Genomic DNA, 22,889 nt, shown 5'->3' on the forward strand with positions numbered 1-22,889 from the left:
GACCGCGCCGTCGGTGGCAACAAATGGAAACTTGGCCGTCTCGAAAGACGACTCTGGTGGAGTTGACACCGTAACCCACAGCAACGGAGCGAGGACAGACTCATGGTGGATCTCACAGCGCAACCCTTCAATCTGGACGACGAGGCGGTCGCCTGGGTCGAGAAGACCATTTCGGAGATGACCGACGAGGAGAAGATCGGTCAGCTGTTCGTCAACATGGGCGCCGAGCGCTCCGAGGAGTACCTCACCGGGGTGCTGGACAACTACCACATCGGCGCGGTGCGCTATAACCCCGGCAAGGCCGAAGAGGTGTGGGAGCAGAACTACATCCTCCAGACGAAGTCGAAGCTGCCCATGCTGATCGCCGCCAACACCGAGGCCGGCGGCAACGGGGCCTGCACCGACGGCACGTACATCGGCTACGAAGCCAAGATCGGCAACACCGACGACGCCCGGTGGGCCTACGAGATGGGCCGCGTGTCCGGCATCGAGGCCGCCGCCATCGGCTGCAACTGGTCGTTCGCGCCCATCGTCGACGTGTATCGCAACTGGCGCAACCCCGTCGTGTCGCTGCGCTCGTTCGGCGGCGACGTGGACAAGGTCCTCGAGATGAGCCTCGCCTACATGAAGGGCATCCAGGAGTCCGGCATCGCCCCGGCCGCGAAGCACTGGCCCGGCGACGGCATCGACGAGCGCGACCAGCACCTCTCGCACGCCCCCAACTGGCTGTCCACCGAGGAATGGGACGCCACGTTCGGCAAGCTGTATCAGGGCCTCTTCGACGCCGGCCTGCCGTCGATCATGACCGGCCACATCGCGCTCCCGTCGTACCAGAAGCACTTCAACCCCGACATGACCGACGAGGACATCCTGCCGGCCACCCTGTCGAAGGAGATCAACACCGACCTCCTCCGGGGCAAGCTGGGCTTCAACGGCGTCGTCGTCACCGACGCGTCCCACATGGTGGGCCTGACGGGCGCCATGAAGCGCTCCGACATCCTGCCCACGGCCATCGAGGCCGGCTGCGACCTGTTCCTCTTCTTCAACGACCCCGACGAGGACTTCGGCTGGATGATGGAGGGCTGGAAGTCCGGCAAGCTGTCCGACGAGCGACTCCACGACGCCCTGACCCGCATCCTCGGCCTCAAGGCCATGCTGGGCCTGCACAACCGCAAGCGCGAGGAGATCCTCCCTCCCAAGGAGGAGGCCATGGCGCGCATCGGCCTGCCCGAGTCGAAGAAGGTCGCCGAGCAGGTGGCCGACGCCGCCATCACGCTGGTCAAGAACAAGCAGCCCGGGAACCTGCCGATGTCACCGCAGAAGTACCCCCGCGTCCTCGTCGTGCCGATCGGCGCCGCGCCCAGCCCCTTCGCGATGCTCGCCGGTAACGGCGGCGGCCACCCGGCAGACCGGTTCGTCGAGAAGCTGCGTGAGCGTGGTTACCGGGCGGACCGCTACGAATCCCAGCTGGAGAAGGTCAAGGGCAAGGAGCCCGACGAGATCAAGAAGATCCTCGCCAACGCCTACGCCGGCAAGTCGCCGGTCTCGGACCTGACCGACAACTACGACATGGTCCTGTCCGTGGCCCACGTCTACGGCCTCGGCCAGCCGATCGAGCGCCCCTACTGGCCCGGTACGAAGGGCACGCTCGACATGCCCTGGTACGTGCACGAACTGCCCACCATCCTCGTGTCGACGGCCTCGCCGAACCTGCTGGCCGACATGCCGCAGGTGAAGACCTACGTGGCGGGCTTCGACGACAAGGACTTCAACCTCGACATCATGCTCGACAAGCTGGAGGGCCGCTCCGAGTTCAAGGGCACCCCCGCCACCGAGATGTTCCCGTTCGCCGACACCAGAATCTGACGGAGATGTTCATGACCGAAACCAAGATGCCGGAGCGGGCCCAGGTCCTCGTCGACTTCAAGCCCACCAGGGAATTCTTCGTTGGGATCGACTCCGACGGCTGCGCCATGGACGCCATGGACATCAAGCACCAAGAGTGCTTCACGCCGGCCTACATCAAGTACTTCAACCTCCAGGCCGCCTCCACCCTGGTGCGGGAGACCGCCCTCTTCGTGAACCTGTACTCCACCACCCGCGGCCAGAACCGGTGGGTGGCGCTGGCCCGGCTCTTCGAGCTGCTGAGGCAGCGCCCGGAGGTGCTGGAGCGCGGTGTGCGGATCCCCGAGGGGCGGGAACTGCAGAAGTTCCTCGACTCCGGCTACCCCCGCTCCGACCGCGGCATCGCCGACTTCGCCGCGGCCCAGCCGTCGGTGGAGATCGAGGAGTGCATGGAGTGGGGCAAGGGCGTCAACGAGCTGATCGAGTGGATGGTGCACGGCTGCGCCCCGTTCCCCGGTGTGCGTGAGGCGTTCGACGCCATGGCCGGGCAGGTGGACTGCATGACGGTCTCCGCCACCCCCATGGAGGCGCTCGAGCGCGAATGGCACGAGCACGACCTGGCCGGGTACATGAAGGTCATCGCCGGCCAGGAGATGGGTTCCAAGGCCCAGCACGTGCACTGGGCCGCCAAGGGTAAGTACGAAGACGACCACATCATGCTGATCGGTGACGCCCCGGGCGACCGGGACAGCGCCTTCTCCGAAGGGGTGCTGTTCTACCCGATCATGCCCGGTAGCGAGGCGGCGAGCTGGCAGCGTTTCCGCGAGGAGGCCCTCCCGCGCTTCCTGGGCGGGACGTATCGCGGTGAGTACCAGGACGCACTGGTGGCCGAATACGAGTCGCTGCTCCCCGCGACCCCGCCGTGGCGCACCATCTCACCGGTACCGGCCGACCCCGAGTCAAACCCCGGGGATATCCAACTGAAGTAGGGGTTGGAACCAGACGTTGGCCTGATGCGGCTCAGCTGATTTCTGGTGAAGGATGGGGTCCATGACCACTCTTGATGCCTCCGACGTGCACACTGGGCAGGGGAGAATCGTCCCGATGCAAGGGGAGGTCATGGAGCCGCTGGAACACGAGGACGTAACAACGCCGTCGGATCCGGTGCGCGCCAAACGGCTGAAAACCCTGATCCACGTGCTGACCTTCATCGGTCTCGCCTGCGTCGTCACCCTCGTCGTCCTGGGTTTCACCAGTGGGGTGCTGACGTCGGTGGCGTCGCTGCGTGAGTTCGTCGACGGCTTCGGCCTGCTTGCCCCCGCGGCCTTCATCCTCATCGGGTCGCTCGAGTCCGTCGTGCCGGTGATCCCGGGTTCCGGCGCCATCATCTCGGCGCCCATCATCTTCGGCCAGATCGAGGGCACCCTTTGGGCGTACCTCACCACCGTGCTGGGCTCCACCCTGGTGTTCTTCATCTCGCGCCACGTCGGCCGCGACATCGTCGTCGCCCGTTTCTCGCAGCGCACACTGGAGCGGTACGGCAAATGGCTGGACCATCCAAAGTTCATGAAGTATTTCGCTATCGCGATTGCCCTTCCACTGGCCCCTGACGACGTACTGTGTTACATGGCTGGGCTCACCAACATGCGGTGGCGCACCTACCTGCTCATCATCTTCCTGTGCAAGCCGTGGGGAGTGGTGCTCTACACAACAGGCGTTATGACCATTCTGAAGGTGGTGTTCCCATGGCTGGGTCTCTAGTGCCAGCAGCGGAGACGCACCCCGACGCAGGTCTGCGGGTCTGTCTCTACTCGGGAGCCGGCCGGCTCATGGAACGCAGCGGCGTCGGATCCGCCATGCGGCATCAGGCGAAGATGCTGCTCAATCTGGGTTCGCAACTGGTGAAGCTGTGGAAGCGGCCTGACATCGTGCAGCTCAACACCATCTTCCCGGATTCCGTGCTCGTCGGCGTTCTCGCCAGGGCGTTGGGGATCCCCGTCGTCGTGTTCGCGCATTCCACGAGGGAGGACTTCGAACAGTCCTGGGTGGGCGCGCGAACCTTCGCGCCGCTGTTCGAGAAGTGGCTGGGCGTCGTGTACCGCCGCGGCGACGTCGTGGTCACCCCCACGCCCTATTCGCGCGGCATCATTGAGAATTACCGGATCACCGCGCCCATCCGGGTGTTGACCAACGGCGTCGACACCCGCTTCTTCTCCGGCGGCCACGCGGCCCGCGCGCGGTTCCGCGCCCGGCACCGCATCGCGTCGGATCGCCACGTGGTGCTGAGTGTCGGGCACCTGATGGTGCGCAAGGGCATCCTCGAATACATCGATCTCGCCCGCTCCATGCCGGAGGCGGATTTCTACTGGGCGGGCACCGCGCCCAATGCGGCGATGACGCCGGATGTGCGGGCGGCGTTGGCCCACCCGCCGTCGAACCTCCACCTCCTGGGGCACATCCCGCCGGACGAGGTGCGCGACGCCTACGCGGGGGCGGACCTCTTCTGCTTCATGTCGCACGAGGAGACCCAGGGCATCGTCGTGCTGGAGGCGCTGTCCAGCGGCGTACCGGTGCTGGTGCGCGACATCCCCGTGTACGACGGTTGGCTCCACGAGGTGGCCGTGCACCGCGCGTCCACCACCCGCGAGTTCGAGACGACGGCGCGGGCCGTCCTCTCCGGCGAGGCGCCGGACCTGACCGAGGCCGGGCGGTTGCTGGCGGCCCAGCACGACCTGCTCGAGGTGTCCACGGACCTTGCTGCGGTGCACCGGGACCTGCTCGAGCGACGCCCGGGCCACCGTCGCGCCATCGGTGCCTGACCTGAGTGCTCGGTGAGCGTCGGTAATAGGCTGGGGCTGAGAACCCGTCAGTGGTGACGGGCGGCTAGGAGGGCCCCATGAAGACTCATCGGCTCGGCACGACGGACCTTGAGGTTCCCGCTGTCGTCACCGGCGTGATGCGCATCCAGGACAAGACCGACGACGAGATCCGCGCGTTGTACACCGCCTCCCGCGAGGCGGGGATCAACTTCTTCGACCACGCCGACATCTACGGCTCGGCGCCGTACCACGGGTGCGAGAAGAGGTTCGCGGAGGCGCTGCAGCTCAGCGCGGCGGAGCGCGGTGAGATCATCCTGCAGACGAAGGCCGGGATCAACAAGGACGGCCCCTTCTTCGACTTCTCCTACGAACACCTCGTGCGCCAGATCGACAACTCGCTCACGGCGCTGGACACCGACTACCTCGACGTTTTCCTTCTCCACCGTCCCGACGCGCTGGTGGAACCCGAGGAGGTCGCCCGCGCGCTCGACGAGGCGGTGACCGCCGGCAAGGTCCGGCACGTGGGCGTCTCCAACCACACCCCGAACCAGATCGAGCTGTTGAAGAGATACGTGCGCCAACCCCTCGTCGCGAACCAACTGCAGCTGTCGATCACGCACGCGCCCATCGTCGCGCAGGGCGTGGCGGCCAACATGGTGGACGTGAAGCAGTCGGCGAGCCTGGACCTGGGCATCCTCGACTACTGCCGCCTCCATGACATCACCGTCCAGGCGTGGTCGCCGTTCCAGGCGGCGTTCTTCAACGGCGTGTTCCTCGGCAACGCCGACTACCCGGAGCTCAACGCCGTCATCGACCGGTTGGCTACCAAGTACGGGGTCGCGCCGGAGGGCATTGCCACCGCCTGGATCACCCGCCACCCTGCCAGCATCCAGGTTGTACTGGGCACGACCACTCCAGAGCGCGTCACGAAGGCAGCCGCCGGGGCCGACGTCGAGCTCTCCCGCCCAGAGTGGTACGAGCTGTTCAGGGCCGCCGGGTACCTCGTCCCGTGATGCCGCGGCGGCCCCTGGCTGTCGTCGTTTTGTGCGCCGCGGTGAGGGGGTGCTAAGGTTTGACGTCGGGTCGAGAGACCCGGATGCGCGCGTGGCGGAATGGCAGACGCGCCGGCTTCAGGTGCCGGTGCCCGCAAGGGCGTGGAGGTTCAACTCCTCTCGCGCGCACGACGACAACCACCACAACAGGTGAGAGATCCCCAGCCGGTCACCCCGGCTGGGGATTTCCTGTCTGTAGCGACGCAGCGCGATGTGGCCAGGTCAGAGTTGGACCGTGCCGTGTTCACCCTGGTCTGGTCGCTTGCCCGTGACAGCGGCCTTGGCCAACGCGATCAGCGTCCCCACCTGACTGCCGCCGTCCCAATACTCGGCGGTGTTGACGCTCACCTCGAGGACGACGTTGGCCGGGTCTTCGGCATCCCCGGCGTACGCCTCCTGGATGCGGTTCCACAGTTCGCGCTTCTTGGCCGTGTCGCGTTCGACCCGACCAGTGCCCGACATCGACACGTAGGCGCTGCCGTCCATGATCGAAAGGTTCACCTGCTGCCCGTCGGACTGGGTCGAGACGTCGTTGTCGTCCTGTGTGATGAAACGAAAGACCGACTCCTCCCGCTCCGCGATGGTCATGGGGCGGCTCATGAGCGCGCCGTCGGCGTCGCGCGTGGTGAACATCACGAAGCGCTGGCCCTTGATGAGGTCCTCGAGATTAGCGGCGTGCTCCGCCGAAGTCGTGTGGTTATCCATGGAGGCGACTGTAAACGTTGAACAAACCTGACACAAGGGATGGCGCAGTCGTCCTTGAGGAGATGGCATGGCTAGCGCAGCGTGGGTCGCGCCCTCGCCGACGAACTCAGAAGGATCGTCGCAGCCGGAGCCCGTCAGGCCGAAGTCACTGCTTCTTCGGCGCCTGCGAGATAGCGCACCAGGGCGACCGCGCTGAGGATGACCACCACCGACACCATGACGGTGGGGGGAAGCGTGCCGTCAAAACCCGCCGTCGCGATCAGGAGCATCGCGGCTACGATGCTGGTGCCCATCAGCACCGAGAACGCCAGCCACGGCGCGAGCCAGAACAGCCCGCTGCGCCGGCCCCTCGGCGCCAGCGCACCCGCAATGATGAACGCTGGGAGAACCATCGCCAGGTCGATCACGTGGATGGGGTTGACCCAGAGCCCCGCCTCTACGAGGCTGCCGGGAACCTGGCCGAAGACGAGCGCGGGGATCAGTTCCGAGAGCCAGAGCACGGCGAAGAGGACGCCGGTGCCCAGCAGCGTCCAGGCCGCGAGCCGCCGCCCGCCGTCGGGGAAGGCGATGTCATGGCCCCGGAGGCCGTCGATGGAGTACACGACGGCGTAGACGCAGAGCCCCAGCACCGCGACGTAGACCAGGAAGAGCCCGTTGAAGTGCACGGCCATGGCATAGACGACGTAGGCGTAGATCAGGTAGAGAACCGTGCCCAACCAGACGAGGCCGGCGCGCGTGCTGCCCCGACGGTACTCACGCGCCGACAGCAGTAGGACGACGACGGCGATGAGGTTGCCGATGTCCTGTCCCTTGGCCTGCAGGGTCCAGTTCGCGGTTTCCTGGGCGTAGACGGCCGGGACCATCAGCCCCACGACGCTCGCCATGGTGACGAGGACGGCGATGGGCAGGGACCAGGTGAGGGCGGAGTTCGACGTGCGGGTGGTAGACACGAGCGAACTGTACTGCGCGCTGTAGTAGCAGGGGCGGTTCTGCGCCGTTGCGGAGGAACGGCGCATGGATGGGCCCGGGATGACAGAATCAGCCCACGGGCTGACGAGCGGCCCGGGGTCCTGGGGAGGCCGACATGGTGGTCGCAATTCTGTTGTGCCTGGGTGCCATCTGGGGCATCGTCACGGGCGTGGTCCAGCACAGGACGGCGCGGATCATTGTCTCGACGATGGTGCTCATCCTCGTGATCGCCGGGTGGATCTACTTCTCCCTGAACCCGTACTGACGGCCGGTCACTCCCCGGGGCGGACGATCCCGTGCTCATAGGCCAGGACGACAGCCTGGACGCGATCCCGGAGCCCGAGTTTCTGCAACACCCGCGCGACGTGCGTCTTCACGGTCTGGATGCCGACGAACAGCGTTTCGGCGATTTCCGCATTCGACTTTCCCCGGGCGATGAGTGTCAGCACCTCGGCCTCCCGCTCGGTGAGGAAGTGGTACCCGGGCGGCGGGCCCACGTGTCCTGTGCGCGTGAACTGTTCGATCAGTCGCCTGGTGATGCTTGGCGCCAACAGTTCCTCTCCCCGGGCAACGGCGCGCACGCCCGAGAGGAGCTGGTCTGTGGGTGCGTCCTTGAGCAGGAAGCCGCTCGCGCCGGCAACGAGCGAGTCGTAGACGAGTTGGGACCGGTCGAAGGTGGTGAGCATGACGACGCGGACGCCCGAGGTGGCGGTGATGATCGCTCGTGTTGCGTCGATGCCGTCGACGTTCGGCATCCGGATGTCCATCAGCACGAGGTCCGGGCGGAGCGTGCGCGCCAGGTCAATCGCCTCCCGCCCGTCCGCCGCCTCCGCGACAACGTCGAGGTCATCTTCCGCGGAGAGGATCATCCTCAGGCCGGTGCGGACGAGTTCCTGGTCGTCAGCCAGCAGGATGGTGGTCATGGGTTCTCCTGGGGGATGGTGGCCGCGACGCGAAAGCCGCCCCCGACGGTGGGGCCGGTGTCGAGCGTTCCTCCGACCGCCGCGATGGCCGCGGCGAGCCCCTTCAATCCTGAGCCCGTGCCGGCACCGGTGAGCGCGTTGCCGGTGTGCTCAGCGCCGCCGTCGACGACCTCGAGCATGATCGCCCCGGGGAGTCTCCTGACGCGCACGTGCGCCGTCGCTCCGGCGGCGTGGCGCGCGACGTTGATGATCGCCTCGCGGACGATACGGTACGCGAGGACGGCGGCGGCGCCGGCGGGCACGGGGTCCGCGCTCACCGTGACGTCGACGCCGGCTCGTCGGCCGATGGCGGCGAGGCGGGCCGGGTCCAGGGGTGCCGCGCGGGATTCGATGGTTTCGAGGCCGTTCTTCAGCTCGTCGAGACTCTGCGCCGCGACCTGCGCGATGAGGCTCAGCGTGGCATCCTGGCCGGATCCCTGCCGCTGCTGTGCGCCCGCATGCAGGCAGACGACGGTCATCCCATGTGCGACGGTGTCGTGCAGCGTGCTGGCCAGCGCCTCGCGCTCCCGCGCGACAGCGAGCCGGACCGCCGCGCCCCGCCCGCTCTCGAGCGCTTCCACCACCTCCCGTGTCCGACGCAGCCGTTCCTGCCATCCGCTGACGATTCGGCCCAGTAGGAGCGCGCTGAGCGACCACAGAAGCACGGGCCCAACGCCCTCTCCAGGGCCGACGAACTCGATCGCGACCACACCGGCGGCGGTGATCGCCCCGCCCAACAGCCACCGGCGCGCCGGGCACCATGCGCCGATGCTGTAGAAGAGGGCCGAAAGCAGAGCGATGCCCGTGACGAGGGAGGAGATCGGCGTCAGCCACGCGCTCACCAGTACCCCGAGTGCCGAGGCGGCGGCAGCCGCGAAGATGGGGTGGGTCCGGCGCCAGACGAGGGGTGTGCAAACGGCGGCGGCCCCCACGACAGCTACCCAGAGGAGGGGACCCTCCCCGTCGGAGATCAACGCCACCTCGACCCCCATCGCGACGGCCAGCGCGGCTGCCATCAGGGCGTCAGACGGAGACCAGTCGGTCCGGGGCGCCGTGGGCTCCGGCCCCGGCACGTCCGCCGCCGCCGTCGGGGCCTCCTCACGCATGAAACCGACCGCGTCGCGCAGCAGGTCAAGTACTTGGCGCGCCTGGCGCTCGAGCACGGGCAACGCGGTGCGGTCACCGCCGCGGAGTGCGCCTTCGGCCCTGAGCGCGATCCCGGCGATGCGCTCGGCCAGGTCCGCGTGCACCTCGGCTTGCACCCCGTTGAGCACGTCCAGCCGCGCCGCCTCGACGTCGATGCGCTGTTGCTCCTCCAACTGCGCCTGGAGCCGAGCGAGTCGACCGACGTGCAGCGCGCGGGCCTTGACTGCGGCCCCGGCGAGCGCGGGACCCCCGACGAGGACCGCGAAGAACACGAGGTCGTCGAGCCAGTGGAACCCGTCGCCGAGGGCCTGGTTGGCGAGCACCAACAGGCTGGTGCTCAGCGCGACGCTGCCAGCGGCCCCCAGGCGCGGCAACCATGCCCCGGCCGTGTACCCCGCGAGGATCGCGATGAGGAGCGTGGGCCCGTCGAGATACCAGTCGAAGCCGTTCCAGGCGGCCAAGAGAGACACCGGTCCGCAGCAGACGAACAGTGTGGCCGCGATGACCCTGCGTGTCACGAAACCGAGTTTAGTCACCGCAATCTCATCACACGTCACTCTCCGGAGGGATGACGGAACTGCCCTGCCTGAGCGAGCGTTGAACCCATGAATGCACACCGACTCGCGCTATGGGCCGCCGTCGCGGCCGTCATCATCTGGGCACTCAAGGCGGCTGCGATCGGCGTCGCCGGCGGACCGGGCAGGAGCCCTCTCGAAGACCCGCTCTTCTTCGGCGGGCTGCTGGCGTTCGTCATCGCCGTCGTCGCACTCGTCACCGCAGCAACCGGCGGCGCCCGCAGGTGGACCCGCGTGCTGTCCTTCGTCGGCGTCGTGGTCGCCGGCGCGCTCCTGACCTTCGCCGTCGGAGCCATCGTCGAGGTGATGGGCGGGCAGGAAGGCAGCGCGCATTGGCTCTGGGGCGAAGTGAACCTCTGGGTATCTGCGCTGGTGGTCCTGACCGCTTCCGCGGTACTGATCCGCGTTCGCCCGCGGTGGGCTTGACCTGCCACCGATCCCCGGGTCAGCGAGCGCCGTCAGGCCAGTGGTCCGAGCAGGAAGGTCTTCAGCGTCGCCTGCGCGACTTCGGTCTGACCGTGCTGGCCGGTGAACTGGGCCGTCGCGTCAGTGCCGCACAGCGGCTCGATCCGCTCGGGGCCGCCCGGGTGCTGCGGGATCCAACTGGAGACGTCGTAGGCATTGCCGTCGACGGCGATCCAGCAGTCGGCGGGGGTGCTGTGGGCCGCCACGTCGGCCATCGTGTAGGCGCTCTGCCCAGGTGCCGCAGCCGTCGCCGCCACGCCGGACCAGGCGGCCGTCGCGCCCGAGTGGCCGGTGAGGGTCACGAGCACGAGCACCACGAGAGCCAGCGCCGACACCACCCAGCCGAACACGCCACGCGCCGACGACGGGTCGGCCCGCCGCACGCGCCACAACCAGACGCCGCCCGCCACGAGCAGCACGGCGGAGGCCAGCGCGGTCCACATGCCCAGTTCCGAGTGGGTGACCGGGAGGCCCACTTTCGCGGCCAGGTCGTCGCCGGTTCCCCAGGCGGCAACCGCCCCCAGGGCGCCGAGGGCGAGGAGCCCCAGCACCGGCAGGGCGAACCTCGGCCGCCAGGCCGGCCGGAGGGTCAGCGCCACGATCGAGACGGCGGACAACGGCAGCAACACCACCGGCAGGTGCACGAACAGCGGGTGGGCCGGCAGCCCGAGGATGTCTTCCAGCATGGGGATGAGACTAGATGTCGCGAAGGGGCGGTGCATAGGGGGACGACGCCGTGCGTCAGGCACCGGGCAGCGAAAACCCGCCGGGTGCCTGGGAGGCAACCGGCGGGTTCACGGGGTCTGCGTTACTGAACCTTGACGGGGCGGCCGCTGCGGGCCGATTCCTCGGCCGCCTCGGCCAGCACCAGGGCCTCGATGCCGTCACTGATGGTCGGCGACACCTCGACGCCCTCGTTGATCGCGTCGATGAAGGACGCCAGCTCGTCGCGGTACGCGTCGGCGTAGCGCTCCAGGAAGTAGTCCAGGTACGGGTCCTGGGCCGCGCTGAAGTCCTTCTTGTTCACGGTCAACGACGTGGGGCGCAGGTTGTCGACGAACAGCGAACCGTCCGCACCGTGCACCTCCATCCGCTGGTCGTAGCCGGCGGCGCAGTGACGGTTGTTGGTGATCGACGCCACGGCGCCGTCGACGCTGCGCAGCACGACGACCGCGCCGTCGAAGTCACCGGTGCCCGCCAGTTCGGGGATGTTGCTCTGTCCGAACGCGGTGACCTCGGCGATGTCGCCCATGAAGAACCGGGCCTGGTCGAAGTCGTGGATGGTGCAGTCCTTGAAGATGCCTCCCGACGACGCGATGTAGCTCGCCGGGGGAGCGGCGGGATCGCGCGATTGGATGGTCATCTGCTCGACGCGGCCGATCTCTCCGGCGGCGACGAGATCGTGCGCCTTCTTGATCGACGGGTCGTAGCGACGCTGGAAACCCACCATCACCGGCGGGTGCTCGAAGGTGGCCAGATCGGCCTCCAGCTCGCGCGCCTGCGCCACCGACGAAGCAACCGGCTTCTCGCAGAGCACGGCCTTGCCGGCGCGTGCCGCGGCAAGGACCTGCTCGGCGTGCAGCGGGGTGGGCGAGCCGATGATCACGGCGTCCACCTCAGGATCTGCGAACACCTCCGCGGCGTCCTTCACGGCCCGTGCGCCATGCGCGGCGGCGAGATCCTCTGCCGCGGTACCGAACGGATCCGACACGAGCACGAGTTCGGCGCGGGGGTGCGACGCGATCGCCTGGGCGTGCACCCGGCCGATGCGGCCGGCGCCGATGATGGCTACGCGGAGTAACTTGTCTGTCATGTACCCACTCCTCAGGGGGCTGGAACGAGGATGTCGCGGACGAGAGCATCGAGATCGGCGTCTGCCGCGAGGAACTGGCGGAGGGTCTTGCGGGTGGGGCCGAAGTCTTCGAACTCCTCGGGCGTCATCCCGTCGACCTCGTAGGCGCGGCGGAAGTCCTCGATCTTCAGCAACTCCTGGAGGTGCTCCTGCTTGACGGGCTCGTCCATGCGGGGGACGGTCTCATATCCGGACTCGTTGATGGTCTTCTGCCACGTGAACGGCGGGGAGACCACCACGTCGCCGCCCACGAACTCAGCCCAGTGGTTGACGTTGCGGAAGGCTGCGGACAGGACCCGCGAGCGGTACCCGCGCTCCTGGAAGATCTTGTAGGCACGCTTCATGCACGCGACGCCGGCCCACTCGAGGGCCTCCGGGTCCACTGAGAGCCCCTCGCGCTCGGCGGTTTCCTTGAGCCAGTCGTCGAGGCGTCCCACCATGATGGTGACGACGGGGCCCATCTCGGAGACGTCATGACCCTCGGCCTCGCGGCGCTTCAGGCCGCGCTCGATGGCCTCGCCCGCCTGCACCGCCTGGGGTACGGAGAAGGAGACGGTCACGTTGATGGACACGCCGCGGTAGCTGGCCTCTTCGATGGCCTCCAGGCCCGTCTTGGTGGCCGGGATCTTCACAACGATGTTGTCGGCCAGCTCATGGAACTCCACGGCCTGGTCCGCGAGCGCCTGGGCGTCGCGGTGGAGGCGCGGGTCGGTCTGTACCGACAGGCGACCGTTGCGGCCGTTGTGCTCCCTGAAGATCGGCTCGAGCAGCGCGGCTGCTTCGACGGACATGTCCTTCACGGCCTGCCAACCGATCTGCGACTCGCCCCAGGTGGGGTGCTCGGCCGCGATGGCCTCGATGCGCGGACGCCACTCATCGAGGTGCTGCCTGATGGTGGTGTAGGCGATCACCGGGTTGCATGTGGCCCCGACCCCGCCGAACGCGATGGACTGCTTCAGCTCATCGAGATCCGAGGAATCGTTCCACAGGGACGTGGGGGTGGTCTGCGCTGCGGCCAGCAGCGGCCCGGGGGTGTAGTCAGTCATCTGGCTCCTGCTTTCACGGAGAGCGGCGGCGTCGCCGTATGTGACCTCAGTTAATCGCATTGTCTATGCATAGTCAAGCGATTGTCAGAACATTTACTCAGGACGTGAACAACGTGAACTGGAACGAGTACAGCGAGGGGCGGTAGACGTGGTTGCCCAGTTCCACGGCGCGGCCCTCGGCTGTGCGGCCCACCCGGTGCATCGTCAGCAGTGGCGCGCCCTTGTCCTCGCCGAGGAGCTCTGCCTCTTCGGCCGTGGCGCCGCGGGCGCCGACCGACTGCTGCGCCGCCGCGATCAGCACGTCGCGCTTCTGCAGACACTGGTAGAGGCCGTGTTCGCCCAGCTCCTGCCAGGTGGGGGCGATGTCGAGCGGGATGAGGTTGGTGAGGATGGCGAGGGGGTGGTCGTCCGCGTAGCGCAGGCGGCTGACTTCGAGCAGTCCCTCGCCGGGCTTCATCCCGAGCTTCTCGGCTTCGTCGGGCGCCGCCTCGCGCACCTGGTACTTGAGCACTTTGGTGGAGGGGGAGAAGCCTGCCTCCACGAGGTCCTCATTGAGAGAGGAGAGCTTCATGGGGCGGTGCACGTGGGGCGGGGCGACGCGGGTGCCGACGCCGCGTCGGCGGGTCAGCAGGCCCTTGGCGACCAGTTCCTGGAGAGCGCGGCGCGCCGTCGGGCGGGCGACGTCGAGGCGCTGGGCCATCGAGACCTCGTCCTCGATGCGCGCGCCTGCTGCGAGTTCACCGGAGAGGATCGCCGCCTCGATGGGTTGGGCGATCTGCTCATACAGGGGACGATCCGAGTGGCGGTCGATTGTGATGTCCGGTGTGTAGGTCTCGTCCATGCATACTCCTTGACCTGGCCGACTTTGGCAGCGGTATGAACCGCCAGAGCGGTATTGCGACAGATCATACTCCGGAAGCGCGCGTCTCGAATGTGTGCACAAAGAGTTGACCACGCTGTTCCAGTCAGGCAGACTGAGGGCCGACGAAGGAGGTCATCACTGTGGATGGCGAACACGTGCCCGAGATTCTCGTGGTGGGGCGCTGCAGCGTCGACGTGTATCCGCTCGAGGTCGGGGTCCACCTCGAGGATGTGAGCATTTTCCGGAAGTTCCTCGGCGGTTCCGCCACCAACGTCGCGGTCGCGGCCGCGCGCTACGGCCGCAACGTCACGGCGCTCACCGGCGTGGGCGACGACCCGTTCGGCCGTTTCATCATCGCCGAGCTGGGGCGTCGCGGGGTGGATGCCTCGCACGTGGTGACCAATCCCGCGTTCAACACACCTGTGACATTCTGCGAGATCTTCCCGCCGGACAACTTCCCGCTCTACTTCTATCGCGCGCCGACCGCACCGGATCTCGAGTTGCGTCCGGAAGATCTGCCGGCCGACCTCGCCGACTACCGCATCCTCTGGATGACCGCCAGCGGCCTGTCGGTTGAGCCTTCACGTCAGACCCACCGAACCCTGGCCCGCACGGAGCGCAGCGGAATGCTGGTGTTCGATCTGGATTACCGCGCCCGTTTCTGGGACGACGAGGTCACCGCCTCGGGGCACATCAGCTCCATGCTGGAACACGCCGACGTCGCGATCGGCAATCTCGAGGAGTGTCGCATCGCGGTGGGTGAGACCGACCCGGAGCGAGCCGCCGACGCGCTGCTCGACCGGGGCGTCGACATCGCCATCGTCAAGCAGGGCCCCGTCGGCACCTTCGCCAAGTCCCGCACCCAGAGCACCTTCGTGCCGGCCAGCCGGATCGAGGTCGTCAACGGCCTCGGCGCCGGCGACGCGTTCGGTGGCGCGGTGTGCCACGGCCTCCTCAACGGCTGGGAACTGCCGCAGCTCATCCGGTTCGCCTCCGCGGCCGGCGCCATCGTGGCGTCCAAGCTCGAGACGGCCCCCGCCATGCCGGACCAGGCGGAGGTCGAGGACATGCTGGCCCGCCACGTGGAAACCGACGCACGGGGGCAGGCATGATCACCTTCGACGACCTCACTGACGTGCGCTTCACGCGCCCCGACGCAGTGGCTGCGGCCCTCGCCGCTCGCGCGCCCGGCGTCATGCCGGCACCGGGGGAGAAGCTGCTGGTCATCGCGGCAGACCACCCGGGCCGCGGGGCCCTCAAGGCCGGTAGCGACGAGCTGGCCATGGCGTCGCGCCGCGTACTCCTCGAACGGTGCGCCGTGGCGATCGCCCGGCCCGGCGTCGGCGGGTTCCTCGGCACCCCGGACCTCATCGAGGAACTCGCCCTCCTCGGCGCGCTTGAGGGCAAGCTGGTGTTCGGCTCCATGAACCGCTCCGGCCTGGCCGGCTCCACGTTCGAGGTGGACGACCGCATCACCGGCTACACCGCGCCCGGCATCGAGCAGGCGGGCCTCGACGGGGGCAAACTCCTCCTGCGCATCGACCTGCAGGACCCGGCCACCCCGGCCATGCTGGAACAGGCCGCGCGCGCCGTCGACGACCTGGCCGCGGCGGGGCGCATCGCGATGCTGGAACCCTTCATCAGCCGCCGCGTGGAGGGTCAACTCACCAACGACCTGTCTCCCGACGAAGTCATCCGCGCCATCAGCGTGGCCTCCGCGTTGGGTCACACCTCGGCGCGCACCTGGCTGAAGCTGCCGTGCGTGGCGGACATGGACCGCGTGCTGGAGTCCACCACGCTGCCGGTCCTGCTGCTGGGCGGCCCGGTGCCGGAGCAGATGGACGAAACCGTCCGTGCCTGGGCCAGCTCACTGCGCAATCCCAGCGTGAAGGGGCTCGTCATCGGGCGCGCCCTGCTCTTCCCCCGCGACGGTGATGTGGCCGGCGCGGTGGACCGACTCGTGGAGGTTCTGTGAACGACAACGCCAAGTACGTCATCCCTGCGGGGGAAACCGCCCATGGCAACTTCGAGACGGACGTGACCGCGCAGCGCGCCGGCTGGGAGTGGTGTTCGATCCGGGTGCTCGGGCTGCCGGCCGGGGCCGCGCAGACCGTCGACACCGGCGGCGAGGAGATCCTGGTGCTGCCGCTCAGCGGATCCTGCACCGTGAAGGTCGACGGTGAGACCCACCGCTTGGAGGGCCGCGGCGAGGTCTGGACCGAGATCACCGACTACCTGTACGTCCCGCGCGGCAAGACCGCCGTCATCCACAGCGAGCAGGGCGGCCGGTTCGCGCTGCCCGGATCGAAGGCCACCAAGGACCTCCCCGTCGTGTACTGCCCGTCGTCGCAGGTCATCACGACGCTGCGCGGTACCGGCAACTGCTCGCGGCAGGTCAACAACTACGCGCTGGGCAACCCGCTGGAGACGTCCCACCTGCTGGCGTGCGAGGTGCTCACGCCCGGCGGCAACTGGTCCAGCTACCCGCCCCACAAGCATGACGAACACACTCAGGACGAACGCGTCCTCGAGGAGATCTACTACTACGAGGTGCGCCCCGGCCGCGACGGTTCGAAGGGGATGGCGCTCCAGCGCATCTATCCGTCGCCCGGGAAGCCCATCGACGTGTGCACCGAGGTCAACTCTCGCGACGTCGTGGTGATGCCGTTCGGCTACCACGGCCCGTCGGTCGCCGCCCCCGGCTATGACCTGTACTACCTCAACGTCATGGCCGGTCCCTCCGAGGACTCCACCTGGCTGATGACCGACGACCCCCATTACACGTGGATCCGCCAGGCCTGGGAAGAATCCGAGGTCGACCCCCGTCTCCCCATGACCCCCCTCAATCCCCAGGAGTGAGCATGAGCACCACCGTTCGCCTTACCGTCGGGCAGGCTGTCGTCCGATTCCTCGTCAACCAGTTCTCCGAATCCGACGGCGTCGAGCGCCGCCTGATCGCTGGGGCCTTCGGCATCTTCGGCCACGGCAATGTCGCCGGCATGGGCCAGGCGCTGCTCCAGAACGACCTCGACCCGGAACCGGATGGCGGTGAGATGCCCTACATCATGCCCCGCAACGAGCAGGGCATGGTCAACGCCGCCGCCGCGTACGCCAAGTCCACCAACCGCACGCAGACATGGATGTGCACCTCGTCCATCGGCCCGGGGGCATTGAACATGGTGACCGGCGCCGCCGTCGCCACCACCAACCGGCTGCCCGTGCTGCTGTTCCCGTCGGACCAGTTCGCCACCCGCGCGCCGGATCCGGTGCTGCAGCAGGTCGAGGACCCGGTGTCGCCGCTGACGGCGGCCACCGACGCCTTCCGGCCCGTGTCGCGGTTCTTCGACCGCGTCACACGCCCCGAACAACTCATCCCGTCGCTGATGCAGGCCATGCGCGTGCTGACCGATCCGGCCGACACGGGAGCCGTCACCGTCGCCCTGCCCCAGGACGTGCAGGCCGAAGCCTACGACTTCCCGGTGGAGTTCTTCGCCAAGCGGGTCTGGCGGATCCGCCGTCCTGCGCCGGAAAGGGTCGCCATCGAGCGCGCCGCCGAGATCATCCGCGGCGCCAAGCGCCCGCTCATCGTCTCCGGGGGTGGCACGATCTACTCCGGGGCTAGCGACGTGCTGCGTGCCTTCGCCTCGGCGACCGGCATCCCGGTGTCGGACACCCAGGCGGGCAAGGGCGCGATCGACGCCGACCACGAGTGCTCCGTGGGCGGCGTGGGGTCCACCGGCGCCGAGTCGGCCAACGAACTGGCGCGCGGGGCGGACGTGGTGATCGGCATCGGTACCCGCTACTCCGACTTCACCACCGCGTCGCACACCGCGTTCCGCAGCGCGTACCTCCAGTTCGTCAACATCAACGTCGGCGCCTTCGACGCGGCCAAGCACGCCGCCGAGATGGTGGTGGCCGATGCGCGCGAGGCCCTGGTGGCCCTGAGCGAGGCGCTCGAGGGCTACCGGGTCGACGAGGCGTACTCCGCCGAGGTCGCCCGCCTGCGTGACGAGTGGGCCACCACCACGGACGAATGCGTCAACGTCGGCCATCAGCCGCAGCCCGCCCAGATCGAGGTCTTCGGCGCGCTCAACGAGATGATGGGCGAGAACGACGTCGTGATCAACGCGGCCGGCTCCATGCCCGGCGACCTCCAGTCGCTGTGGCGCGCCAAGACCCCCGTGCAGTACCACGTGGAGTATGCGTTCAGCACCATGGGCTATGAGATCCCCGCGGCGATGGGCGTCAAGCTCGCGCTGCCGGACAGCGAAGTGGTGGCCATCGTCGGCGACGGCACGTACCAGATGCTGCCGATGGAACTGGCCACCATCGTGCAGGAGGGCCTCAAGGTCATCCTGGTCCTGTTGCAGAACCACGGGTTCGCGTCCATCGGCGCGCTGTCCGAATCGCACGGCTCGCAGCGCTTCGGCACCCGGTACCGCAAGGGCTCGGTGCCGCACAACCGGGACGGTGACCTGCTCCCCGTCGACATCGCCACCAACGCCGAGAGTTGGGGCGTCACAGTGTTGCGCGTGAAGACCATGGAGGAATTCCGCGCCGCCTACCGCGAGGCCGAAGCCATGGACCGCGCCGTGATGATCTACATCGAGACGGCCCTCATCGGCCCCAACCCGCCCAGCAGCAGCTGGTGGGACGTGCCGATCGCCGAGGTGTCGCGCATCTCCTCGACGCAGGAGGCTCGCGCCCGCTACGAAACCAACCGCGTCCCCCAGCGCCACTACCTCTGACCGAGAAATAGGAGAACCATGAAGATCGCCGGTGCCCCCATCAGCTGGGGCGTATGCGAGGTCCCGGGGTGGGGCTACCAGATGAGCCCCCAGCGGGTGCTCACGGAGATGAAGGAAATCGGCCTCGCCGCCACGGAGTTCGGTCCCCAGGGCTGGCTGCCGATCGACGCCGAGGAGCGCGCTGCCGCGGTGCGCGAGTTCGGCCTCAAGCCGGTGGGCTCCTTCTTCCTCGCCGTCATGCACGACCCCGAATTCGATCCCATCCCGCAGGTCAACCAGGAGCTCGACGCGTTCGAGGCGGCCGGCGGCGAGTTCCTCATCCTCGCCGCGGATTCCGGCAGCGAGGGCTACGACGACCGTCCTGTCCTCGACGAGACCGGCTGGCAGACGCTGTTCGGCAACCTCTCGCGCATCACCGAGGTGTGCGCCGCCCGCGGCGTGACCGCCTGCATCCACCCCCATTGGGGCACGATGGTGCAGAACCTCGACGAGGTGGAGCGCGTGCTGGACAACTCGACGGTGGGCCTGTGCCTCGACACCGGTCACCTGAGCGCTGGCGGCGCCGACGTCGTCGACCTCGTGCGCCGTTACGCCGACCGCGTCGACATTGTTCATGCAAAAGATATCCGCAAGGACCTCACGGACCGACTCCTCACTGGCGAGCTCAGCTGGAGCGAGGGCATCAAGGCCGGCATGTTCACCCCCATCGGCCAGGGCGACATCGACTTCTCCGCCATCGTCGACCTCCTCGACAAGGCGGGCTTCGACGGCTACTACGTCCTGGAACAGGACATCATGCTCGACGAGGAGCCCCCGGCAGACGGTGGCCCCGTGGCCAACGCGAAGGCCTCGCTCGACGCTCTTTCGGCTCTGGCCTGATCCGTGCTATTGTTAGAACAAATAGGCGACGTGGCCAAAGAATGGAAGGTTGAGCCATGACTGAGACCATCACCCACTGGATCGGCGGAGCCCCGTACGAGGGCTCGCCCACACACCGCATCCCCGTGGAGAACCCAGCTACCGGTGAGGTGACCGGTGAGTTGCTCGCCGCGTCGCTCGCCGACATCGACCATGCCGTCGAGGTTGCCCGCGAAGCGCAGAAGGGCTGGGCCGCGACCTCGCTGGCCAAGCGCACCGCCATCATGTTCAAGATGCGCGAGCTCGTGCTTGCGAACCAGGACGAGCTGGCCAAGGCCATCGTGGCCGAGCACGGCAAGGACTACGGCGACGCGATCGGCGAGATCCAGCGCGGCCGCGAAACCCTCGACTTCGCCTGCGGCATCAACACCGCCCTCAAGGGCGACCACTCCTACGACATCTCCTCCGGCGTGGACATCCACAGCATCCGCCAGCCCGTCGGGGTCGTCGCGGGCGTGTGCCCCTTCAACTTCCCGGTCATGGTCCCGATGTGGATGCACCCCATCGCCATCGCCACCGGCAACGCCTTCATCCTGAAGCCCGCCACCCCGACGCCCACCGCGTCGTTGGTCGTGGCCCGGCTGTACAAGGAGGCCGGCCTCCCCGACGGGGTCTTCAACGTCGTCGCCGGCGACGTCGAGACCGTCACAGGGCTGCTCGAGCACAAGGGCATCGACGCCATCTCCTTCGTGGGCTCCACCCCGGTGGCCCACATCATCCAGGAGAAGGCCACCCTGGCAGGCAAGCGCGTCCAGGCGCTCGGCGGCGCGAACAACCACGCCATCGTCATGCCCGACGCGGACCTCGAGTTCGCCGCCCAGCACATCTCCGCCGCGGCCTTCGGTGCCGCCGGTGAGCGGTGCATGGCGCTGCCGGTGGTCGTCGCCGTCGGCGGTGTGGAGGACAAGCTCGCCGATCTGGTCAAGGCCAACGCCGCCAAGATCAAGGTGGGCTTCGGGCTCGACGAGGGCGTCCAGATGGGCCCCGTCATCACCCGCAAGGCGCAGGAGCGCATCAAGGGCCTCATCACCGACGCCGAGGAGCGTGGCGCCGAGGTGGTGCTCGACGGCCGCGACCTCACCGTCGACGGCTACGAGGATGGCTTCTGGGTTGGTCCCACCGTCCTGAAGAACGTCCCGCTGGATGCCCCGGCGTACCACCAGGAGATCTTCGGCCCTGTGCTCACCATCGTGGTGGCGGACAGCTACCACGAGGCCATCGAGATCGTGAACGGCTCCCCGTTCGGTAACGGCGCCGCGATCTTCACCAACGACGGTGGTGTCGCGCGCCGCTTCGAACTCGACGTGCAGGCCGGCATGGTGGGCATCAACGTGCCGATCCCGACCCCCGTCGCCTACTACTCATTCGGTGGTTGGAAGGATTCGCTGCTCGGCGACCACCACATCCACGGCCCCGAGGGCGTGTCGTTCTACACGCGCCTGAAGGCTGTCACCAGCCGCTGGCCGTCCGAGCGCACCTTCGAAGCGACCATGTCCTTCAAGCGCGAAGAGTGAGTTCCCACCGCCTGGACAACGAAAATGATCGGTCTTGTGAAGGGTAGTGGTCCAGTGACGGATCGCAGCATCGGTGTCGGAGCTGTAGGTCTGGGATGGATGGGGCGCCTGCATTCGCGCAGCTACCGCGCCCTCGCGGAGAAGTTCCCTGAGCTCGGCGCCACGGTGCGCCTCGTCAGCGCCTGCGACGCGCAGCCCGAAACCAGGAAGGCCGCTTTGGAGGGCATGGGATTCCAGCGGGCGGTGGAGGACTACCGCGAGGTGATCGCCGACCCCGAGGTGGACGTCGTGTCCATCTGCTCGCCCAACTTCCTCCATCGCGAGATCGCCCTCGCCGCGGCCGCCGCCGGCAAGCCGTTCTGGATAGAGAAGCCGATGGGCACCAACGCGGCGCAGTCGCGCGACATCGCCGAGGCCGCGCGTGCCGCGGGTCTGGTGACCGCCGTCGGCTTCAACTACCGCCACGCCCCTGCCATCGAGCGCGCCCGCGAGCTGATCCGCGGCGGCCGTCTCGGCCGGATCACCAATGTGCGCTGTTGGCTGATCGCCGACTACGCCTCGTCGCCGGACGGGCCGCTCACCTGGCGCGACAGCCGCGAATACGGCGGCAGCGGTGTCATCGGCGACCTGATGAGCCACGGCGTCGACCTCGTGCAGTACCTGGTGGGGCGCATCGAATCGGTGACCGCGGCCACCGGGCAGTTCATCACCGAGCGCCCCATCCCGCTCAAGGCGGGCGTCGGGCACAGCGGCTGGGAGGTCAGCGACAAGAAGGGCCCCGTGGAGAACGAGGACTGGATCGCGATGATCGGTCGCCTGGAGGGCGGGGCCCTGGCCACGCTCGAGGCCTGCCGGGTGGCCACCGGCCCGCGCGCCGAGTACGTCGTCGAGGTGTACGGTTCCGACGGTTCGGTGCGCTGGAACTTCGAACACCTCAACGACCTGCTGGTGGCCGTGGGGCGTGGTCAGGAGTTCACCGGCTACAAGCATGTCATGGCGGGGCACGATTTCCCGCGCTTCGGTAACTTCCAGCCCTCCCCGGGTACGTCGATGGGGTTCGATGACCTGAAGGTCGTCGAGGCGTCCCAGTTCATCGGGTCGGTGCTCGCCGGCCAGCAGCTTGCCCCGTCGGTCTATGACGGGCTGGCGGCCGCCGAGGTCGACGAAGCCGCCATGGCGTCGGCCGCCGACGGCCGGTGGCACGACGTCCCGCCCGTCGAAGGCGTAACGCACAATCGTTGACGCAGGCGCGGTGCATGTGTGTACATAAAAGCCCAACTGCAGCGCCGGGGGGCTCAAGTTCCGTGATGCCAGCCAAACATACGCCGCAACACCCTATGGGAACGTTAGCAATTTTGGTTGACCTGAGTTAGCATTGCTCTTACAATTGCTCCAGAGGGCATCACCAAGA

At 67.8% G+C, this 22,889-nt stretch carries 22 protein-coding genes and 1 tRNA gene; 15 read left to right on the top strand and 8 right to left on the bottom strand.

The window, feature by feature from the left end:
• The first annotated feature begins 102 nt into the window (after positions 1 to 102).
• From H5393_RS00380 to H5393_RS00405, 6 genes are all read left to right on the top strand, one after another.
• Positions 103 to 1,866, top strand: coding sequence for a glycoside hydrolase family 3 protein (locus tag H5393_RS00380; protein ID WP_182765081.1), 1,764 nt, complete (start codon positions 103 to 105; stop codon positions 1,864 to 1,866).
• 11 nt (positions 1,867 to 1,877) lie between these two features.
• Positions 1,878 to 2,834 carry an HAD family hydrolase gene (locus tag H5393_RS00385; RefSeq protein ID WP_255436231.1) on the top strand — a complete coding sequence of 319 codons (957 nt, stop codon included), beginning with the start codon at positions 1,878 to 1,880 and terminating at the stop codon, positions 2,832 to 2,834.
• A gap of 61 nt (positions 2,835 to 2,895) precedes the next feature.
• Positions 2,896 to 3,606 carry a TVP38/TMEM64 family protein gene (locus H5393_RS00390; RefSeq protein WP_182765082.1) on the top strand — a complete coding sequence of 237 codons (711 nt, stop codon included), beginning with the start codon at positions 2,896 to 2,898 and terminating at the stop codon, positions 3,604 to 3,606.
• Positions 3,591 to 4,664: a glycosyltransferase gene (locus tag H5393_RS00395; protein WP_182765083.1), complete on the top strand. Its 1,074-nt coding sequence runs from the start codon at positions 3,591 to 3,593 to the stop codon at positions 4,662 to 4,664. Before H5393_RS00390 ends, H5393_RS00395 begins: the two co-directional genes overlap by 16 nt.
• A 77-nt stretch (positions 4,665 to 4,741) precedes the next feature.
• Complete coding sequence (locus H5393_RS00400) at positions 4,742 to 5,677, top strand: aldo/keto reductase family oxidoreductase (RefSeq protein ID WP_182765084.1); 936 nt, start codon at positions 4,742 to 4,744, stop codon at positions 5,675 to 5,677.
• Between the two features lie 85 nt (positions 5,678 to 5,762).
• Positions 5,763 to 5,845, top strand: a tRNA-Leu gene (locus H5393_RS00405).
• Between the two features lie 93 nt (positions 5,846 to 5,938).
• Here H5393_RS00405 and H5393_RS00410 read toward each other — a convergent pair.
• Both H5393_RS00410 and H5393_RS00415 read right to left on the bottom strand, forming a co-directional pair.
• Positions 5,939 to 6,421 carry a pyridoxamine 5'-phosphate oxidase family protein gene (locus H5393_RS00410; RefSeq protein ID WP_182765085.1) on the bottom strand — a complete coding sequence of 161 codons (483 nt, stop codon included), beginning with the start codon at positions 6,419 to 6,421 and terminating at the stop codon, positions 5,939 to 5,941.
• A 134-nt stretch (positions 6,422 to 6,555) separates the two neighbouring features.
• Positions 6,556 to 7,371, bottom strand: coding sequence for a hypothetical protein (locus H5393_RS00415; RefSeq protein ID WP_182765086.1), 816 nt, complete (start codon positions 7,369 to 7,371; stop codon positions 6,556 to 6,558).
• 134 nt (positions 7,372 to 7,505) lie between these two features.
• On the opposite strand from H5393_RS00415, the gene H5393_RS00420 reads away from it, so the two are divergent.
• Positions 7,506 to 7,655 carry a hypothetical protein gene (locus H5393_RS00420; RefSeq protein ID WP_182764154.1) on the top strand — a complete coding sequence of 50 codons (150 nt, stop codon included), beginning with the start codon at positions 7,506 to 7,508 and terminating at the stop codon, positions 7,653 to 7,655.
• 7 nt (positions 7,656 to 7,662) lie between these two features.
• On the opposite strand, the gene H5393_RS00425 is transcribed toward H5393_RS00420, so the two are convergent.
• Both H5393_RS00425 and H5393_RS14770 read right to left on the bottom strand, forming a co-directional pair.
• The gene (locus H5393_RS00425) at positions 7,663 to 8,313 is read right to left on the bottom strand and encodes a response regulator transcription factor (RefSeq protein WP_182765087.1); all 651 of its coding nucleotides are present in this window, start codon (positions 8,311 to 8,313) and stop codon (positions 7,663 to 7,665) included.
• The gene (locus tag H5393_RS14770; RefSeq protein ID WP_182765088.1) at positions 8,310 to 10,016 is read right to left on the bottom strand and encodes a histidine kinase; all 1,707 of its coding nucleotides are present in this window, start codon (positions 10,014 to 10,016) and stop codon (positions 8,310 to 8,312) included. Before H5393_RS14770 ends, H5393_RS00425 begins: the two co-directional genes overlap by 4 nt.
• Before the next feature lie 87 nt (positions 10,017 to 10,103).
• Here H5393_RS14770 and H5393_RS00435 point away from each other — a divergent pair, with 87 nt between their 5' ends.
• Complete coding sequence (locus tag H5393_RS00435; RefSeq protein WP_182765089.1) at positions 10,104 to 10,499, top strand: hypothetical protein; 396 nt, start codon at positions 10,104 to 10,106, stop codon at positions 10,497 to 10,499.
• A 32-nt stretch (positions 10,500 to 10,531) separates the two neighbouring features.
• Here the strand turns inward: H5393_RS00435 and H5393_RS00440 are convergent, their stop codons facing one another.
• The 4 genes from H5393_RS00440 to H5393_RS00455 all read right to left on the bottom strand — a co-directional run bounded on the left by H5393_RS00440 (position 10,532) and on the right by H5393_RS00455 (position 14,277).
• Positions 10,532 to 11,224 (bottom strand): cytochrome b5-like heme/steroid binding domain-containing protein, encoded by a 693-nt coding sequence (locus tag H5393_RS00440; protein WP_182765090.1) that lies wholly within the window; start codon positions 11,222 to 11,224, stop codon positions 10,532 to 10,534.
• Between the two features lie 122 nt (positions 11,225 to 11,346).
• Positions 11,347 to 12,351 (bottom strand): inositol 2-dehydrogenase, encoded by a 1,005-nt coding sequence (gene iolG / locus H5393_RS00445; protein ID WP_182764149.1) that lies wholly within the window; start codon positions 12,349 to 12,351, stop codon positions 11,347 to 11,349.
• An 11-nt stretch (positions 12,352 to 12,362) separates the two neighbouring features.
• On the bottom strand, positions 12,363 to 13,436 hold the full coding sequence (locus H5393_RS00450; RefSeq protein WP_182765091.1) for a transaldolase family protein: 1,074 nt from the start codon (positions 13,434 to 13,436) through the stop codon (positions 12,363 to 12,365).
• Between the two features lie 97 nt (positions 13,437 to 13,533).
• Complete coding sequence (locus H5393_RS00455; protein WP_182764147.1) at positions 13,534 to 14,277, bottom strand: GntR family transcriptional regulator; 744 nt, start codon at positions 14,275 to 14,277, stop codon at positions 13,534 to 13,536.
• A gap of 155 nt (positions 14,278 to 14,432) precedes the next feature.
• Here H5393_RS00455 and iolC point away from each other — a divergent pair, with 155 nt between their 5' ends.
• Genes iolC through H5393_RS00490 form a run of 7 tightly spaced genes read left to right on the top strand, consistent with a single transcriptional unit; the run spans position 14,433 to position 22,720 of the window.
• Positions 14,433 to 15,410 (top strand): 5-dehydro-2-deoxygluconokinase, encoded by a 978-nt coding sequence (iolC, locus tag H5393_RS00460; protein ID WP_182764273.1) that lies wholly within the window; start codon positions 14,433 to 14,435, stop codon positions 15,408 to 15,410.
• Positions 15,407 to 16,273, top strand: coding sequence for a deoxyribose-phosphate aldolase (locus tag H5393_RS00465; protein WP_182764146.1), 867 nt, complete (start codon positions 15,407 to 15,409; stop codon positions 16,271 to 16,273). Before iolC ends, H5393_RS00465 begins: the two co-directional genes overlap by 4 nt.
• A complete protein-coding gene (iolB, locus tag H5393_RS00470) occupies positions 16,270 to 17,157 on the top strand; it encodes a 5-deoxy-glucuronate isomerase (protein ID WP_076061198.1) in 888 nt (295 codons plus the stop codon). The genes H5393_RS00465 and iolB overlap by 4 nt, the downstream gene beginning before the upstream one ends.
• 2 nt (positions 17,158 to 17,159) lie before the next feature.
• Positions 17,160 to 19,046, top strand: a complete 1,887-nt coding sequence (gene iolD / locus H5393_RS00475; RefSeq protein WP_182765092.1) for a 3D-(3,5/4)-trihydroxycyclohexane-1,2-dione acylhydrolase (decyclizing) — start codon at positions 17,160 to 17,162, stop codon at positions 19,044 to 19,046.
• An 18-nt stretch (positions 19,047 to 19,064) separates the two neighbouring features.
• Positions 19,065 to 19,925 (top strand): sugar phosphate isomerase/epimerase, encoded by an 861-nt coding sequence (locus H5393_RS00480; RefSeq protein ID WP_182765093.1) that lies wholly within the window; start codon positions 19,065 to 19,067, stop codon positions 19,923 to 19,925.
• Between the two features lie 56 nt (positions 19,926 to 19,981).
• The gene (locus H5393_RS00485; protein WP_182765094.1) at positions 19,982 to 21,478 is read left to right on the top strand and encodes a CoA-acylating methylmalonate-semialdehyde dehydrogenase; all 1,497 of its coding nucleotides are present in this window, start codon (positions 19,982 to 19,984) and stop codon (positions 21,476 to 21,478) included.
• A gap of 24 nt (positions 21,479 to 21,502) precedes the next feature.
• Positions 21,503 to 22,720 carry a Gfo/Idh/MocA family protein gene (locus H5393_RS00490; RefSeq protein WP_220488125.1) on the top strand — a complete coding sequence of 406 codons (1,218 nt, stop codon included), beginning with the start codon at positions 21,503 to 21,505 and terminating at the stop codon, positions 22,718 to 22,720.
• Positions 22,721 to 22,889: the final 169 nt, after the last annotated feature.

It is taken from the genome of Tessaracoccus sp. MC1756, from assembly GCF_014164735.1.
Lineage (GTDB): Bacteria > Actinomycetota > Actinomycetes > Propionibacteriales > Propionibacteriaceae > Arachnia.

What these genes read in the sequence shown, in the direction of transcription:
- H5393_RS00380 (WP_182765081.1), top strand. Translation starts at nt 103, where the DNA reads ATGGTGGATCTCACAGCGCAACCCTTCAATCTGGACGACGAGGCGGTC.
- H5393_RS00435 (WP_182765089.1), top strand. Translation starts at nt 10,104, where the DNA reads ATGAATGCACACCGACTCGCGCTATGGGCCGCCGTCGCGGCCGTCATC.
- H5393_RS00490 (WP_220488125.1), top strand. Translation starts at nt 21,503, where the DNA reads ATGATCGGTCTTGTGAAGGGTAGTGGTCCAGTGACGGATCGCAGCATC.
- H5393_RS00385 (WP_255436231.1), top strand. Translation starts at nt 1,878, where the DNA reads ATGACCGAAACCAAGATGCCGGAGCGGGCCCAGGTCCTCGTCGACTTC.
- H5393_RS00465 (WP_182764146.1), top strand. Translation starts at nt 15,407, where the DNA reads ATGATCACCTTCGACGACCTCACTGACGTGCGCTTCACGCGCCCCGAC.
- H5393_RS00440 (WP_182765090.1), bottom strand. Translation starts at nt 11,224, where the DNA reads ATGCTGGAAGACATCCTCGGGCTGCCGGCCCACCCGCTGTTCGTGCAC.
- iolG (WP_182764149.1), bottom strand. Translation starts at nt 12,351, where the DNA reads ATGACAGACAAGTTACTCCGCGTAGCCATCATCGGCGCCGGCCGCATC.
- H5393_RS00480 (WP_182765093.1), top strand. Translation starts at nt 19,065, where the DNA reads ATGAAGATCGCCGGTGCCCCCATCAGCTGGGGCGTATGCGAGGTCCCG.
- H5393_RS00390 (WP_182765082.1), top strand. Translation starts at nt 2,896, where the DNA reads ATGACCACTCTTGATGCCTCCGACGTGCACACTGGGCAGGGGAGAATC.
- H5393_RS00395 (WP_182765083.1), top strand. Translation starts at nt 3,591, where the DNA reads ATGGCTGGGTCTCTAGTGCCAGCAGCGGAGACGCACCCCGACGCAGGT.
- iolD (WP_182765092.1), top strand. Translation starts at nt 17,160, where the DNA reads ATGAGCACCACCGTTCGCCTTACCGTCGGGCAGGCTGTCGTCCGATTC.
- H5393_RS00485 (WP_182765094.1), top strand. Translation starts at nt 19,982, where the DNA reads ATGACTGAGACCATCACCCACTGGATCGGCGGAGCCCCGTACGAGGGC.
- H5393_RS00400 (WP_182765084.1), top strand. Translation starts at nt 4,742, where the DNA reads ATGAAGACTCATCGGCTCGGCACGACGGACCTTGAGGTTCCCGCTGTC.
- H5393_RS00410 (WP_182765085.1), bottom strand. Translation starts at nt 6,421, where the DNA reads ATGGATAACCACACGACTTCGGCGGAGCACGCCGCTAATCTCGAGGAC.
- H5393_RS00455 (WP_182764147.1), bottom strand. Translation starts at nt 14,277, where the DNA reads ATGGACGAGACCTACACACCGGACATCACAATCGACCGCCACTCGGAT.
- H5393_RS00425 (WP_182765087.1), bottom strand. Translation starts at nt 8,313, where the DNA reads ATGACCACCATCCTGCTGGCTGACGACCAGGAACTCGTCCGCACCGGC.
- H5393_RS00420 (WP_182764154.1), top strand. Translation starts at nt 7,506, where the DNA reads ATGGTGGTCGCAATTCTGTTGTGCCTGGGTGCCATCTGGGGCATCGTC.
- H5393_RS00450 (WP_182765091.1), bottom strand. Translation starts at nt 13,436, where the DNA reads ATGACTGACTACACCCCCGGGCCGCTGCTGGCCGCAGCGCAGACCACC.